This window comes from Nocardia acidivorans NBRC 108247 (assembly GCF_001625085.1).
Classification (GTDB): domain Bacteria; phylum Actinomycetota; class Actinomycetes; order Mycobacteriales; family Mycobacteriaceae; genus Nocardia; species Nocardia acidivorans.
Window position 1 is genome coordinate 19,302 of the sequence record NZ_BDAW01000057.1, and the last position, 14,898, is coordinate 34,199.

General features: G+C 66.5%; 16 protein-coding genes. 9 read left to right on the forward strand and 7 right to left on the reverse strand.

The window, feature by feature from the left end; translation table 11 throughout:
- Window positions 1-45 precede the first annotated feature (45 nt).
- A complete protein-coding gene (locus tag NA10_RS26185; RefSeq protein WP_067572634.1) occupies window positions 46-294 on the forward strand; it encodes a hypothetical protein in 249 nt (82 codons plus the stop codon).
- Here NA10_RS26185 and NA10_RS26190 read toward each other — a convergent pair whose 3' ends face one another.
- Window positions 295-513 carry a hypothetical protein gene (locus NA10_RS26190; RefSeq protein WP_067572554.1) on the reverse strand — a complete coding sequence of 73 codons (219 nt, stop codon included), beginning with the start codon at window positions 511-513 and terminating at the stop codon, window positions 295-297.
- Between the two features lie 277 nt (window positions 514-790).
- On the opposite strand from NA10_RS26190, the gene tuf reads away from it, so the two are divergent.
- Window positions 791-1,966: an elongation factor Tu gene (gene tuf, locus NA10_RS26195; RefSeq protein WP_067572636.1), complete on the forward strand. Its 1,176-nt coding sequence runs from the start codon at window positions 791-793 to the stop codon at window positions 1,964-1,966.
- Between the two features lie 110 nt (window positions 1,967-2,076).
- The gene (locus NA10_RS26200; RefSeq protein WP_067572556.1) at window positions 2,077-2,577 is read left to right on the forward strand and encodes a nucleoside phosphorylase-I family protein; all 501 of its coding nucleotides are present in this window, start codon (window positions 2,077-2,079) and stop codon (window positions 2,575-2,577) included.
- A 139-nt stretch (window positions 2,578-2,716) separates the two neighbouring features.
- On the opposite strand, the gene NA10_RS26205 is transcribed toward NA10_RS26200, so the two are convergent.
- Together NA10_RS26205 and NA10_RS26210 are read right to left on the reverse strand one after the other, a co-directional pair.
- Window positions 2,717-3,514 (reverse strand): ATP-grasp domain-containing protein, encoded by a 798-nt coding sequence (locus tag NA10_RS26205; RefSeq protein WP_067572558.1) that lies wholly within the window; start codon window positions 3,512-3,514, stop codon window positions 2,717-2,719.
- Complete coding sequence (locus NA10_RS26210) at window positions 3,514-4,404, reverse strand: ATP-grasp domain-containing protein (RefSeq protein WP_084515261.1); 891 nt, start codon at window positions 4,402-4,404, stop codon at window positions 3,514-3,516. Before NA10_RS26210 ends, NA10_RS26205 begins: the two co-directional genes overlap by 1 nt.
- A 180-nt stretch (window positions 4,405-4,584) precedes the next feature.
- Here NA10_RS26210 and NA10_RS26215 point away from each other — a divergent pair, with 180 nt between their 5' ends.
- Together NA10_RS26215 and NA10_RS26220 are read left to right on the forward strand one after the other, a co-directional pair.
- Entirely contained in the window at window positions 4,585-5,733 is a 1,149-nt protein-coding gene (locus NA10_RS26215; RefSeq protein ID WP_067572561.1) for an acyl-CoA dehydrogenase family protein, read from the forward strand.
- 109 nt (window positions 5,734-5,842) lie between these two features.
- The gene (locus tag NA10_RS26220) at window positions 5,843-6,853 is read left to right on the forward strand and encodes a DUF5995 family protein (protein ID WP_157556743.1); all 1,011 of its coding nucleotides are present in this window, start codon (window positions 5,843-5,845) and stop codon (window positions 6,851-6,853) included.
- 32 nt (window positions 6,854-6,885) lie between these two features.
- On the opposite strand, the gene NA10_RS26225 is transcribed toward NA10_RS26220, so the two are convergent.
- Both NA10_RS26225 and NA10_RS26230 read right to left on the reverse strand, forming a co-directional pair.
- A complete protein-coding gene (locus tag NA10_RS26225) occupies window positions 6,886-7,158 on the reverse strand; it encodes a GlsB/YeaQ/YmgE family stress response membrane protein (protein ID WP_067572564.1) in 273 nt (90 codons plus the stop codon).
- A 138-nt stretch (window positions 7,159-7,296) separates the two neighbouring features.
- A complete protein-coding gene (locus NA10_RS26230) occupies window positions 7,297-8,118 on the reverse strand; it encodes an SDR family oxidoreductase (RefSeq protein WP_067572567.1) in 822 nt (273 codons plus the stop codon).
- Between the two features lie 532 nt (window positions 8,119-8,650).
- Here NA10_RS26230 and NA10_RS26235 point away from each other — a divergent pair.
- From NA10_RS26235 to NA10_RS26245, 3 genes are all read left to right on the forward strand, one after another.
- Complete coding sequence (locus tag NA10_RS26235; protein WP_067572569.1) at window positions 8,651-9,694, forward strand: AraC family transcriptional regulator; 1,044 nt, start codon at window positions 8,651-8,653, stop codon at window positions 9,692-9,694.
- Window positions 9,695-9,812: 118 nt separating this feature from the next.
- On the forward strand, window positions 9,813-10,220 hold the full coding sequence (locus tag NA10_RS26240) for a DUF1003 domain-containing protein (RefSeq protein WP_067572571.1): 408 nt from the start codon (window positions 9,813-9,815) through the stop codon (window positions 10,218-10,220).
- An 11-nt stretch (window positions 10,221-10,231) separates the two neighbouring features.
- Window positions 10,232-10,798 carry a DUF6817 domain-containing protein gene (locus NA10_RS26245; RefSeq protein ID WP_218021587.1) on the forward strand — a complete coding sequence of 189 codons (567 nt, stop codon included), beginning with the start codon at window positions 10,232-10,234 and terminating at the stop codon, window positions 10,796-10,798.
- A gap of 16 nt (window positions 10,799-10,814) precedes the next feature.
- Here NA10_RS26245 and NA10_RS26250 read toward each other — a convergent pair whose 3' ends face one another.
- Window positions 10,815-12,209 carry a sensor histidine kinase gene (locus NA10_RS26250; RefSeq protein WP_245677905.1) on the reverse strand — a complete coding sequence of 465 codons (1,395 nt, stop codon included), beginning with the start codon at window positions 12,207-12,209 and terminating at the stop codon, window positions 10,815-10,817.
- Entirely contained in the window at window positions 12,206-12,868 is a 663-nt protein-coding gene (locus NA10_RS26255; protein WP_067572573.1) for a response regulator transcription factor, read from the reverse strand. Before NA10_RS26255 ends, NA10_RS26250 begins: the two co-directional genes overlap by 4 nt.
- A gap of 76 nt (window positions 12,869-12,944) precedes the next feature.
- Here NA10_RS26255 and NA10_RS26260 point away from each other — a divergent pair, with 76 nt between their 5' ends.
- Window positions 12,945-14,894: a glycoside hydrolase gene (locus NA10_RS26260; RefSeq protein ID WP_067572574.1), complete on the forward strand. Its 1,950-nt coding sequence runs from the start codon at window positions 12,945-12,947 to the stop codon at window positions 14,892-14,894.
- Window positions 14,895-14,898 lie beyond the last annotated feature (4 nt).

A 14,898-nucleotide genomic window follows, 5' to 3' on the forward strand; every position in this document is an offset into this window, starting at 1 on the left:
TCAGTGCACCAGCCGAATACCCACCTGCGCGATCGGAGCAATCCCATGACGGCCACCAACAAGCGCAACCTCGTCTACTTCGAGAGCCCCACCATGCGCGGCCTCTACGAATCCATGGACGCCTGGCAACAGGAGCATGAGCTCCGGCTGCTGTCCATCAGCATCCAGCAGGACAACGGCGCCTTCTGCTGTATAGCCCTGACCAACCCCGCCGAAGTCGTGATCACCAGCGCCGATGGCCACCACCACGCCAGCGTCAACCGGTTCGGCCTGCTGGCCGTGGATTCGCAGTAGTCAGTTCGTGGTCCAGGGGCGGAGCTTTTCCCGATCGCGGATCACCCGGATACGGGTGATGCGATTGTCGGAGATGTCGAAGGCATAGACCGAGACGCCGGTGCCGTCCAGTTCTGCGACGAGGCCGGGTTGGCCGTTGACGGTGCGTTCGAGGAGGGTCACCTCGCCCACGCGGCCCGCCAGTTGGATCCAGGTGGAGGCTGTTTCCAGGCCGCTCATCCCCGAGCAACCGAACGCGGGATAGGTCGGCTCTGCCCGAAAATCAGTGGCGCACTGCGCCGCTCGTAGGGCACGGTAGCGCACATGTTCGCGTACGCCATCACCGCTACACCCGCAGTCGCGGGTGCGATGGCTGCGCTCTGCCTGCCCGCACCGGCAGTCGCGGCATTCGACGGCGCACGACGCTGACCTTCTCCGGGACGTCCCGGGACCTCGGACGGGGAAGGTCGCTGCTGCCCGAGGTTCCTCGAATCACGACTCCCGGATGGAGAAAATCATGGCCAAGCAGGCTTTCGTGCGCACCAAGCCGCACCTGAACATCGGCACCATGGGGCATGTCGACCACGGTAAGACCACGCTGACCGCCGCCATCACCAAGGTGCTGGCCGAGCAGGGCGGCGGATCGTATGTCCCGTTCGATCGCATCGACCGGGCCCCGGAGGAGATAGCGCGCGGTATCACCATCAATATCGCGCACGTCGAATACGAAACCGCCACCAGGCATTACGCCCACGTGGATATGCCGGGTCACGCCGACTTCGTGAAGAATATGATCACGGGCGCGGCCCAGTTGGACGGTGCGATCCTGGTGGTCTCGGCCCTGGACGGTGTCATGCCGCAGACGTCCGAGCATGTGCTGCTCGCCCGTCAGGTGGGTGTCGAGCACATTGTGGTCGCGCTCAACAAGGCCGACGCCGGTGACGGCGAACTGCTGGAGCTGGTCGAACTCGAGGTGCGGGAACTGCTCTCCGCGCACGGGTACGACGGCGACGGGCTGCCCGTCGTCCCGGTCTCCGGATTGCTTGCGCTGCAAGGTGATCCGGAATGGTCGGCGGCGCTGCTGCGACTGCTCGAGGCGGTGGACGAGTACATTCCCATGCCCGTGCGCTACACCGACGCCCCGTTCCTCATGCCGGTGGAGAACGTGCTCACCATTACCGGTCGCGGCACCGTCGTGACCGGGGCCATCGAGCGTGGCCGGGTGCGCATGGGCGACCGGGTGACGGTGCTGGGCTACGGCGACAGCCTGGAATCGATCGTCACCGGTGTCGAAACCTTCGGCCGCACCATGGAATCGGCCGAGGCGGGCGACAATGTGGCGCTGCTGCTGCGCGGCGTGCAGCGCGGGCAGGTCAGCCGTGGCCAGGTGGTCGCGGCGCAGGGCAGCATCACCATGCACACCGGTTTCACCGCCAGTGTGCGGCTGCTCAGCGCGGCGCAGGGCGGGCGGCGCACGCCCATCGTGAGCGGTTACCGGCCGCAGTTCTATCTGCGCACCGGTCACGTGGTGGGCGATGTGCTGCTGCCGGACGGCCGGGCGCAGCCGGGGGAGACCGTCGAGATGTCGGTGACCCTGGGTCGTCCGGTACCGCTCGAGCCCGGTCTCGGCTTCGCGATTCGCGAGGGTAGCCGGACCGTCGCCGCGGGCACGGTGCTGGCCGTGCACGAATAGGCCGAATACGGATCTCGGCCCCGAGCATCGTGCTCGGGGCCGAGATTCTCGCATTACCACCGAGTGTCGCGCCTGCCTGGTTCGCGAGTTATGTCGCCGATTCTCTCCCCATGACCTCACGCCGCCAGAAGTTTGCCGTCGCGCTGGGAGTGGCCGCGCTCGCCGTGGCCGGATGCTCCGGAAGTTCCGGCGGCGATTCCGGCAAGATCGATGTCGGCGTCCTGGTCATCACCATGTTCGACCCGGAGAACGAGGTCTGGCTGCAACGCGAACAGCTGCCCACCACCGTCGATGTCCCGGGCGCGTACAAACCGGTGCGCTGCAACAATGACCGCCTCTGCGTGGCCGAGACCGGTCAGGGCAAGGTCAATGCCGCCACCACCATGATGGCGATTCTGGGCAGCGGCAAATTCAATTTCGACAAGGCGTACTTCCTGACCGCGGGCACTGCCGACGGTCAGCCGCAGCCGTGGAATTCCCCGAATACGCAGGGCCACACCGCTTTCGTCGGATTCGAGTTCATCGGTCATCCACACCAGCGCGTGATCGCAGATCCACATATTCAATCGCCTGGGCGCGGTGGGCTTGTTGAAGCAGGTCGGAGCATTTGATTGGCCGCGAACAGGCTCTCATACCAGGTATTGGAGAAGCAGGAGGCTAATAGCTTGGTACGGAACGAAAGTGAGCACGGCGAGAACCAAATATATTGGTACCGCGTCTATTTGGGTTCGTGGCACGGTGTCTATAGAATCATGATGCGACACGTGCAAAGCGGTGGGTTTCGCGCGAATGCGATGCCAGCACGCGCCGAGCCAGTGCCCGCGGCGCTCCCGATTGCCCGCGCATTCCGGGAAAGGCGTTCACATCGATAATCAGAGGCGAGCCCGCCACCTCGAGGATATCCACACCGTACACCTCCAACTCGAAGGCTTCGCCGACCGCCAGCGCCAGATCCGCCCAGGGATGCGGAATCGAGGAATGCCGGTCGGGCAGTCGAGGTTCGGGTGCGAACTCCGTTTGCCGTAGCGCCGCGAAGACCTGATCGCCGATCACCCAGAGCTTGTGATCCCAGCCGGTGCCCAGTGTGAAGTCCTGTACCACGATCGGTTCGCCGGGCCAGCGTCGCTGGACTTCCCGGAGTTCGGCGGCATCGGCGATCCGGGTGACGAGATCACCCCGTCGACTGTGTCGGCTCTTGATGACCAGCGGGTGTTCGAACCCGGTGAGCTGTCCGGGATTCGCCAGCGCCCTGGTGCGGGCGAATGGGAATCCGGCCTGCTCGGCGCGCTCGGCCATGTGGGCGCGGTCCTGACAGAACTCGGTGGCGGCGGCCGAATTGAGCACCGGCACACCGGTGTTCTCCAGGGCGCGCGCCAAAGCCACTGCCTCGGAGGTGCGCGCCTTGAGGAGATAGATATCGGCCGGATCCGACGGCGCCGGGGTATCCGGGGCGAGATGTTCGATCCGGTGACCGGCCTCGGTGAGCAGGGCGGCCGTTTCGGCGAGCAGCGGATGGTTCGGATCGCCGGTGAGAAATCCGATCCGCATCACAGCGTCCCCACCGCGAGCGGTTCCTCGAACCGGGATTCGCGCAGCCGCGGCATGCTCTGCCAGGCCGAACCACCGCGCGCCAGTTCGACAATGGCCCGCGAGACGGTCGGCACCGCCATCGGCACCTGTCCGAAACTCGGAAAGTCATTGACGTCCACCACGATCGGGCCGTCCGGACCGCGTACCACATCGAGCCCGTAGAGGTCGAGACCGAAGACCTCACCCACACGCGCCGCGATAGCGGCGATTTCGGGATCCAGGGATACCGGACGATCGGGTGCCTTGCGCCCGCCGGTATGCAGTGGGGAGGTGCGTTCGGTGGCGTAGACGCGCCCGTCCACACAGTAAACCTTCAGGTCCACACCGGAATTCGGCACGAACGGTTGCGCGATGAGCAGCCCCTGATCGGCCCGGTCGATGGCCGCGAGATGTTCGGGCCGCTCCACCACCCGCACATCGCGACCCGAACTGCCGTCGGCGGGCTTGACCACCAGCGGGAATCGCGCCGCCGGAATTCGCGCCAGATCGCGCGGGCGCGCCGCCGCCCAGGTGGTGGGCACCGGTAGTCCGTGCGCGGCTGCCAGCGCTGCCGCACGGGCCTTATCGCGCACGCCGCGAATGGAGCGCGCGTCATTGACGGTGGTCAGCCCCGCCGCCGCGGCCGCCTCCAATAGTCCGAGTCCCGGTCCGCCCGAGACGGTCTTGAGCACCCACGCGTCATGATGCCCGCGCTCGACCAGCGTATTCAGATCCAGCAGTTCCCCGCCGGGTCGCACCACATCCACCCGGTGACCCCAGGCGCGCAATTGGTGAATCACGCTGCGCGGCATGCCGTCCCGGCGGTATTGCTCCTCCACCAGAAAACACAGACTGACTCGCGCCGCCATTCGTTCCCGCTCCCACAGTTGTACTGCGCCCGCCCCGGAGCGGCCCAGAATTGATCGCCGATTGTTCACCAAGATCATCGCTGTGGCAACCGGGAACGCAACGGCACGGGCACAACGGATCTGGGCGAAGTGGCCGCGATTCTCTGCTCACCCAGCCCATCTCGGCCGGACCATGGGCGTATGGAACGAGGGCACTATGAGGACGATCACCGCGCGTTCGCCGAACTGGCGCGCGACTTCATCCGCAAAGAGATTGCGCCGCACTATCTGGAGTGGGAGGACGCGGGCATTGTGCCACGCGAGGTGTTCACCCGCGCGGGCGCGCTCGGCCTGATCGGCTTCGCCGCGCCCGCCGAATACGGCGGACTGGGAACGGCCGACTTCCGCTTCAATCAGATCCTGATCGAAGAGTTCATGGCGGCCGACTGCGCGGGGGTCGGGCTGAACTTCGCACTGCACAATGACATCTGCACGCCGTATCTGACCCAGCTCACCACCGCCGCACAGCGTGAGCGCTGGGTGCCCGGATTCGTCGCGGGCACCTTCATCGCCGCCATCGGGATGACCGAGCCGGGCGCGGGCTCCGATGTCGCCGGAATCCGCACGGCCGCAGTCGATATGGGTGATCACTACCTGGTGAACGGGGCGAAGACGTTCATCACCAATGGCATCAACGCCGATCTGGTGATCACCGCCGTCCGCACCGCGCCCGACCGGCACCGCGGGCTCACCCTGCTGATCCTGGAGCGCGGTATGCCCGGGTTCGAACGCGGTCGCAATCTGGACAAGCTCGGCCTGCACTCCCAGGACACCGCCGAACTCACCTTCACCGAGGTCCGCGTGCCGAAGGAGAATGTGCTCGGCGAGCCGGGCCGCGGCTTCGAATATCTCATGCGCAATCTGCCGCAGGAGCGCATGCAGATCGCCGTGGCCTGTCTGGCTCGCGCTCGTGCGGCCCTGCTCACCACCATCGAATACGTCGGCACCCGAACGGCTTTCGGCCAGACCATCGCCTCCTTCCAGAACACCAAATTCGTCCTGGCCGATGTCGCCACCGAGGTCGCGGTGGCCGAAGCCTTCGTGGACAAATGCGTACTCGAATTGAATGCGGCCCGCTTGACGCCCGCCGATGCCGCCAAGGCCAAACTCTGGGCCTCGGAGATGGAATTCCGCTGTCTGGACCGCTGCCAGCAACTCTTCGGGGGCAACGGTTACATGCGCGAATACCCCATCGCCCGCGCCGCCGCCGATGCCCGCATCACCCGCGTCTACGGCGGCACCTCCGAGATCATGCGCGAAATCATCGGCCGCGACCTGAAACTCACCTGATCGAGCGCCCCCGGCACGACACCCCGAGCACCGGGAATAGCGAGAGGCTATCGATTCCCTGGCATAGGCTCGCCCGGCACTGTCGTCCCCGGGGAAGGATTTGGCGTTCATGCGTGCTTCATCGGCATTCGCACTTTCGCTGGCCTGCGTGGTCGGATCGTTCATCGGTATTCCCGCCGCGGCCGACCCGCCGCACGTCGACGATTCCGCGGGTTCGCGGCTGGTGCTCGGCGCGGCGAATCTGCCTCCGATGCAGGCGCTGCTGCAAATATCCCGGCAGCTGTTCCCCGATCGTGGACCGTATGTGCCGTGGACCTATCAGCTGCCGCCCGCGCCGATTCCGCATACACCCGCGCACGGTGTCTGCCCGAGCGGGTCGGATCGATGTATCGACGACACCATCGCCGATATGGAGGCCCGCGCCAAGGTGATGAAACGGGACTGCGACGACAATGCCCCGCTGCTGCTGAGCTATCTGCACACCACCAAGGGTGAGCGTGAAATCGCCCGGGAGCGTGGTGGATTCGCCTATCCCGAGCATGTGAACGATTGGTCGGCCACGTACGCGCAGCACTATTTCGACGCCATCGACAACTATTACGTGAACGGCCGCCCGGATCTGGTTCCCGAGTCCTGGAAGCAGAATTTCCGTGCCTCGGACGATCATTCGCTGACCGTGTTCGGGAATGTGGCGGTCGCCTACAACGCGCACATCACCCACGATCTGCCGATCGTCATCGCGGATATGGGCGTCACCGCCCCCGATGGCAACTCCTACAAGCCCGACCACGAGAAGATCAACGAACTGCTCGCCGAGGCCGAACAGGGCACCGTCTCCGAACTCGCGACCCTCTACGGTGATGCGGACCCGGCGATGCGCGCGCCCTATGAAATGGAGCCCCTCACCGGCGTCGCCTTCGGCCAGGTGATCCAGATCTGGCGGGAATATGCCTGGCGCGGAGCCGAACAGCTCCTGCTCGCCCCGAACCCGGAGGCCAAGGCCGTGGTCGTACAGCAGATCGACGACCTCTCGAACCTGCTCGGCGACATCATCCTGAAGCTCTTCGCGCGTACCGATCCGGGGCCGCATCTGCCGCACTGCCCGGCCGCGGGCGAGTAGCCGCACGGCCGGGCAGGTTCTTGCGAGGGGCGTCAGCGCACGGCGCGGCGCCCGGTGACCAGATTGACCAGGAACAGCAGGATTACCGCGCCGCCGAGGCAGGTGAAGAAGCTGAACCAGAGGCCGCCTCCTTCGACATCCACGCCGAAGAGTTTGAGGATGAAGCCACCGAGTAGTCCGCCGATCACGCCTACGACGATATTGAGCAGGATGCCCTGCTGTGCATCGGTCTTCATGATCTTGCTCGCGATCCAGCCGGCCAGACCGCCGATAATGATCCAGCCCAGAATGCCCAGACCAAGCATGTTTCTCTCCTTCTCTGCGAGTCGCCGAGGCGTCTCGGCGTCCTGCGAAGCGCATACCCGCCGGAGCGGAAACGATGCCTGCTACGCGACGCAGGTCTCAATCGCGCCGGTCAGGCGATGACTCGACGGGCGGATGACTCAGCGTTTGAGGCCGTAGGACGCCGCGATCAGACGCTCCATGACCGTGCGCGGCAGGATGCGGCGCACCGCGAACATGATCGGTGCGTTGGACCCGATGGCGTAGAGCGGCTTCGGCCGATCCGCCGCGACGGCGCGGACGATGGTCGTCGCGACTCGTTCGGGGGTGATGCCACGCCCCTGCTTCTCATCCATCTTCGCCATGAAGCGCGCGAAATCGGTGGTGTGCGGGGAGCCCTCGTCGATGTACTTGGTGCGCCGCTCCCGCAGTCCGGTATCGATCTGGCCGGGTTCGATGGTGGTGATCCACACCCCGAACGGCGATTCCTCGAAGCGCGCGGCGGTGGCGAAGCCGCGCAGCGCCGCCTTGGTCGCGGCGTAGGAGGAGCGGTAGGGCATGGGGAAGCTGCCCAGCATGGAACCCACCATGACGACCCGCCCGTACCCGCGCTCCCGCATCCCGGACAGCACCGCCTGGGTCAGCGCCACCGGACCGATCACATTGAGCTGGAACAGTCGCTCGACGGCGGTGCGCGGTAGTTCGGCCAGTGGACCGGCCTGACTCTCCCCGGCATTGTTGATCAGCACATCGACCGCGCCCAGATCGGCGGCGAAGCGCTCGATCGACGCGCTGTCGGTGAGGTCCAGTGCGCGGTAGTCCACACCCGACACCCGATCCGCGGCGGCGATGGAGTCCGGATTGCGGCTGGTGCCGATCACCTTGTCGCCCTGGGCCGCGAACGCCGCCGCGGTCGCTCTACCGATACCGGAGGATGCGCCGGTGACCACCACGGTGCGGGTCCGCGTCGAATGCGTGCTCATGAATCAGAACGTTAGCGGTTTCCTCGTCCGGAGGTTTAGGCCGATCCGGTTCGTCCGCGCACGAGCGAATACCGAGCCACACGCCCACTCCGAAGGCCGAACCGGCCAGAACAGGCATTAGCAGAAGAGTGTGTGAGCTCATGATGCGGTTTCCCTCGCGTCGTCACCGATCCGGCAAACCGGATAGGTATGGATCGCGAGCGTGAGCGTTCTGTTACGTGACGAAACAAGACCGCTGGGATGGTATTGCACTGCAAGTGCATTCGAGAATTCATATCGCCGGTACGGAGGAGAATGTCACCGGCCGCACAGTGATCCGAACAATTCGGCGCGCCGCCCGGTCGAATGCCGCACCGGGGCAAGCGATCCGGTGCAGCAGCCACGCTCGACTGCCCCGAGGCAGTGCTTCGGGAATAGGGAGATCTCCAGGTCTTCTGGCAAACTGACTCAGACACGGCGGATTCGGCATATCGTGTGGCTGTCCGGGTCACCCCGGACGGGTTGTCGGTGGAGTCGATGAGGACTTGGGTACATGTTCGACTGGGATCTATTGCGAAACACCTCCGGCGTGCACATTATGACGCGGCTCGCGCAGGAGCGCGGAATGACGATTGCGGCCTGTCTGGCTGGGACGGGCCTGCCCCCGGAGGCGGTGAGCGATCCGGATGTGGAGATCACCGCGCGCCAGGAGGTGCTGGTGGTGCGAAACCTGTTGGCGCGCTTCGGCGGCGAGCCCGGGCTGGGCGTGGAGGCGGGCACCCGGTATCACCTCTCGCTGTACGGGCCGTGGGGGCTGGCGCTGCTGAGCAGCCGCACGCCGCGCGACGCGGTCGAGGTGGCGCTGCGCTCTGTGGGACCGGCCTTCGCCTTCGGGCAGCTGTCCTTCGAGGAATCCGGCGGCGAGGCGCGCCTGATCTTCGATGATCGCGAGGTGCCCGAGGATGTGCGCGGCTTCCTCGCCGAACGCGTGCTGACCGGAATCCAGATGATCGGGCGCGAACTCTTCGCGGCCGGGGTACCGCTGCACCGGATCGCCTTCCGTCATGCCGGGCCCGCGGACACCGCGCGCTATCGCGCGGTCTTCGGGGTGGAGCCGACCTTCGGCGCACCCGCGAATGTGGCGGCCTTCGACAGCGCCTATCTGGATGTTCCACTGCCGCGGGCCAATGAGTGGGCGCGCAACACCTGCGAACAGCTCTGCCGTGATCTGCTGGCTCGGCGGCAGGCGCGCACCGGGGTGGCCGGGGCGGTTCGGGATCTGCTGGTGCGCGATCCCGGACAGGTGCCCGATCAGGCGGCGGTGGCGGCGGAGCTGTTCATGAGCCCGCGCACGCTGTCGCGGCGGCTCAATGCGGAGGGCACCTCCTTCCGCGCCCTACTGGACGAGGTGCGGCAACTGCTGTCCGAGGAGCTGCTCGATCACACCGAGATGACCACCGAACAGGTGGCGGGGCGGCTGGGGTACGCGGAGGCGGCTTCGTTCATTCGGGCGTTCCGGCGGTGGAAGGGGTGTCCGCCGCAGGAGTACCGCGCGCGGCGGGGGCGCGCGAATTCGCCGGTGCCCGAAGCGGTCTAGCGGGGCGGTTCGCCGCGCCCGACCCGAACCGCCGCCCTCCGCCACGCCCTCACCGCCCTGCGGCTTACCATTCGGTCCGTCGGCCAGACCCGCCATTCGAATCGTTCAGGAGCCAGCCGTGACGCAGCAGTCGCCGAAGCCGTTACAGCACCCCGCGGTGGTCAACTTCCGGAAGCAGCGGGCCGCCAGTATGCAACTGCGGGTGGCGGATTGGATCACCAGGTTCGCCGGGTCCATGGGGTTCGTTTATATCCATGCGGTGGGGTTCGCGATTTGGATGATCTTCTTCGAAGCGAGTCCCTGGCCTACCTTGACGCTGGTGGTGTCGTTGGAGGCGATCTTTCTGTCGACGTTCGTCATGATCGGGCAGAATCGGCAGGCGGAGTTTCAGCAGATCAAGGCCGATCACGACTTCAGTCAGCAGGAGTTGGAGTTGAAGACCAATACCGAGCTGACCAGGGCCATCCATCAGATGACGACCGAGCTGCATCGGCGACTCATCGACGAGGCGGCCGACGGGCGGTGATACTGGAGGTCGTGAACGCCTCCAATGTGTCCACCCCGCAATGGGATCGAATCGAGCGGTTTCTCATCGAGCACGGCGCGGACCGCATACCGCACCCGGGCGGCACACTGCTGACACACCTGAAACGGGTGGCCGGACTACTCGCCGACTGGGACGCGGCCACCCATATCCAGGTGGCGGGACTGTGCCATGCCACCTACGGCACCGACGGGTTCGGGCAATCCCTGCTCGATCTCGCGGATCGGCCGATTCTGGTGCATCTCATCGGGGAGCCCGCCGAGGCGCTGGTGTACTTCTACGCCAGCTGCGATCGCGACGCCGTGTATCCACGGCTCGCCGATGACAAGGTGCTCTTCCGGGACCGCTTCACCGGGGGCGAGGAGTACGCCGACCCGCGGGAGCTGAGCGCGTTCATGGAGATCACCGCCGCGAACGAACTCGATGTCATGACCCAGAATCCGGCGCTGGCCGTGCAGCACGGCGCCGCGCTGCACGAACTGTTCGGGCGGACCCGGCATCATCTCTCGCCCAGGGCCTGGCACGACTGCCACACCCAACTACCGCCTGTCACACGCTGATTCGGCATCGGACGGTTCATTCCGGTGACCATCCGATCGAATCGTCCTGGTCGCTCGGGAAGGCGAGGGTGAACTCCGCGCCCCGGCCGGGTTCGGACTCCACGGTGATCTCGGCCCGGTGTGCCTTCGCGACCTGGGCCACGATGGCCAGGCCGAGTCCATGACCAGGGGTGGCGCGGGCTGTTCCGGCGCGATAGAAGCGGTCGAAGACGTGCGGGACGTCCGCGGCGGCGATGCCCGGGCCGTCATCGCCGACCGTGAGCCGCCGGTCCCGGACCGTGACCCGCACGATCCCGTCGGACGGGCTGAATTTGGCGGCATTGTCGAGCAGATTGGTGACCGCGCGCGCCAGCCGCGCCGGTACGCCCTCGATGGTGGTCGGCGTCAGTTCGGCGCTGAAGGTGATTGCGGGCCAATGCCTTCGAGCCACCTCCAGGCGTTCGGTCACCAGGGTGTCCAGCCGCAGATCCTCCGGTGTCTCGCGCTGCGCCGCCGGATCGTCGGCACGCGCCAGGTCGATGACATCGGTAACGAGTCCGGACAGCTCCTCGGACTGCACCCGCAGCGCCGCCACGGTGGCCGTGAGCTGGGCGGGGGACAGGCGCGTACCCCGGCGCAGCAGATCGATATTGGTGCGCAGCGCGGTCAGCGGCGTGCGCAATTCATGCGAGGCGTCCGCGACCAGACGCTGCTGTGCGGCACGGGAATCGCGCTCGGAGGTGAGCGCGGCATCCAATTCGGCGAGCATGGTGTTGACACTGGTGGCCAGCCGGGCCAGCTCGTCATTCCCGGTAACGGTGATGTGCGCGTGCGGATCTCGGGTGCGCGCCACCCGTTCGGCGGCGAGCGTCAGTGCGCTCACGGGTGCGAGCGCGCGCCGGGCCAGCAGTGTCCCGATGGCGGCGGCCAGCAGCGTCCCGCCGATGGCCGCCACCACCAATGCCACGCCTACGCGCCGCAATCCGGTGTCGACAGTCTCCGAGCGCTGCGCCACCTGCACCACACTGCCGGGTCGCAGGGGTGCGGTGTACATGCGCATCCGATGACCGTCGAGGGTGATATCGGAGAAGAAAGGACCGCCGGAACCCGCTGCCAGCAAACGCGTTTCGGTATCGATGGGCAGACTGAAGCCCGGAATGTGCTCGGATTCGATGGTCCCGTCGGCCGCGACCACCTGCACGCAGCTGGGCGCGGCGACATACTCGCAGGCCCCGGACATGGCCGCCACCGACGGCTCGACCGGGAACTGCCGCACGATCCGGGTGGATTGCCGGCGCAGATTCAGATCGAGCGCACTGTTCAACTCGTGCCCGACCACCACGTAGGCGGCGCCGCCCATCCCCGCCAGCGCCAAAGCCATGGCGAGCACGAAGAATACGGCGATCCGGCCGCGCAGCCCGAGGCGATTCACGCGGCCCCCAGTCGATATCCCACCCCGCGCACCGTGTGAATCAATGGAACCTCTTCCGGCGCTTGGATTTTGCGGCGCAGATAGCGGATGTAGACCTCCAGTGAGTTCGAGGACTGGTGCCCCCACACCCGATCGATGAGCGTCTCGCGGGGCAGCGCCTGTCCGGCATTGCGCAGCAGCACCTCCAGCAGCGCGAATTCGGTCCGGCTGAGCTCGATATCGCGCCCGCCGCGCCGAACCGTGTGCGCACCGGTATCCATGACCAGATCCGCGACCGACAGCAGTACACCGTCCTCGGGATAGGTACGCCGCAGCAGCGCCCGCACCCGCGCCAGCAATTCGTCCAGATCGAACGGTTTCACCAGATAGTCGTCGGCCCCCGCATCCAGACCCTCGATCCGATCCGAGACCGCGTCCCGCGCGGTGAGCATGAGGATCGGGGTGCGATCCCCACGCCCGCGCAGCGTGCGGCACGCGGTCAGACCGTCCATGAACGGCATGAGCACATCCAGCACCACCACCTCCGGCTGCCAGCGGGCAATCTCGGCCAGCGCGCTCGCACCATCGGCGGCGGCGTGCGTCTCGTACCCTTCGCTGTCCAGGGCGCGCACCAGCGCCTCCCGCACCGAGGTTTCGTCGTCGACCACCAGTACCCGCACGCACCGGACTATACGTAATATCCTCACCTGCGTTTTTCTCATCGCACTCTCATCTTCGAGGGCGATCGTGACCCGCATGGGAATTCGGAGATCGCACCGGCCGCTGGCCGTACTGGCCCTGCTGAGCCTGACGGCGACCGGTATCACCGCGTGCACGCACGACATCTCCGCGGCCAAGCCGCAGCTCAACGGCAATCGGGTGGCTATCGCCATTTCCGGGGGCACCGCCGAGGTGGACACCGCCTCGCTGGCGGTCGACGCGATCAGCGGCGGACAGCGGCTCGAACTCTCGGCCCCGGCCGCGGACCGGCTGGGGCCGCCCGGGGATATCGAGGTCGAGGGCACCACCGCGCGGTGGAGCTATCCGGACCGGGAACTCACCGCCACCGCTTTCGCCACCGACGGCCGCCTGCGCATCGAACTGCACAGCGACCGGGACGGGCAGCTGGTCTGGCCGATCACCGGCGGTGACAAATCCGCCACCGCACTCCAGATTCCGCGCGGTGAGGGATTGTCGCTACCGGTGCGCGATGCCTTCTGGAATGGTCCGGACACCGGTCTCGTCGGCACGGATCTGCCGCTCACCTCCGCACTCACCATGCCGTTCTGGGGGTACACCCTCGGCGGGCGCGGCGTCAGCTATGTAGTGCCGACCGATATCGGCAGCAGTCTCACCGTGCGGTCGCAGGACGGGTCGCTGCGCGCGCACGCCGCACACGATTTCGACGATCGCGCGGGCGCCCGCGATTACGCGGTCACCTTCGCGCTCACCGACGATTCACCGGTCGCCGCGGCGGCCGACTATCGCGAACAGCTCATCGCCCAGGGCGATTTCGTCTCGCTGCGCGACAAGATCGACCGCAATCCGGCGAATGCCCGACTGCTGGGCGCGTTCCACGCCTACCTGTGGGGTGACGGCCGCAGTCCCGAGGCCGTCCGGCAGCTACGCGATCTGGGGGTGAGCCGCATGTGGCTGGGCTACGACGCCGACGACCATCCGATGAGCGCACAGGCCGTGGACGAGGCCAAAGCCGCCGGATACCTTGCCGGACCCTATGATTCGTGGGACAACGCCCAGGATCCGGGTACCGCCGACAATCCGGTCTCGCGCTGGCCCGGTGCGATCTGGCCGCAGGGTTGCGTCCACGGTGCCGACGGCACCCCGGAGAAGGGCTTCGGCGGTCGCGGCTGTTACGTGAGTTCACAAGCGCTGAAACAGGATCCGACGCTGTATCAGGATCGGTACGCACAGCTGTCCGGCAATGGCGCGAACACCTACTTCCTCGATGTCGATGCCGCCGGTGACTTCTTCGACGACTACACCGCCGCGCACGCGATGAATCAGCGGCAGGATCGCGCCAACCGGCTCGAGCGGATGAAGTGGGTGGACGATCGAGGTCAGGTGCTGGGCTCGGAGGCCGCCGGAGCCTGGGCCGCACCGGTGCTGGCCTTCAATCACGGTGCGCAGAACCCGATCTCGGATGAGCTGTGGAAGCTGCAACGCGATCGCGAGGTATGGGGTGCGTACTATCCCGAGGCCGCGCCCAAGGTGTTCTTCCAACCGGTCGACCTGCCGGAGCCGCTGGTGCGGGCCATGTTCGATCCCGCCTACCGCGTCCCGCTCTATGAAACGGTGCTGCACGACTCGCTGGTGAATGTGGACCGCTGGGAGCTCTCGTATTACAAACTGCCGCGGCAGCGGACCATGCGCGCCCTCACCGCGATCCTCAACAACACCCCGCTCAACTTCGCCCTGGACCGCGCCACACTGACCGAGCACGGTCCGGAAATCGCTCGGCTGCAACAGTTCTTCGCTCCGCTGCACGAGGTCGCGGGCACCGAGGCCATGACCGACTTCCGGTGGCTCACCGGCGACCATCAGGTACAGCGCACCGTCTTCGGCGACGGCGCACTGACCGTCACGGCCAATTTCGGTGGCGCCCCCTATCAGGGCCTGCCGGGTGGCTGTGCGGACGCGCGGTTGAAGGGCGATAAGACGCCCCGGCGACTGTGTCCGGCACAGTGAATCA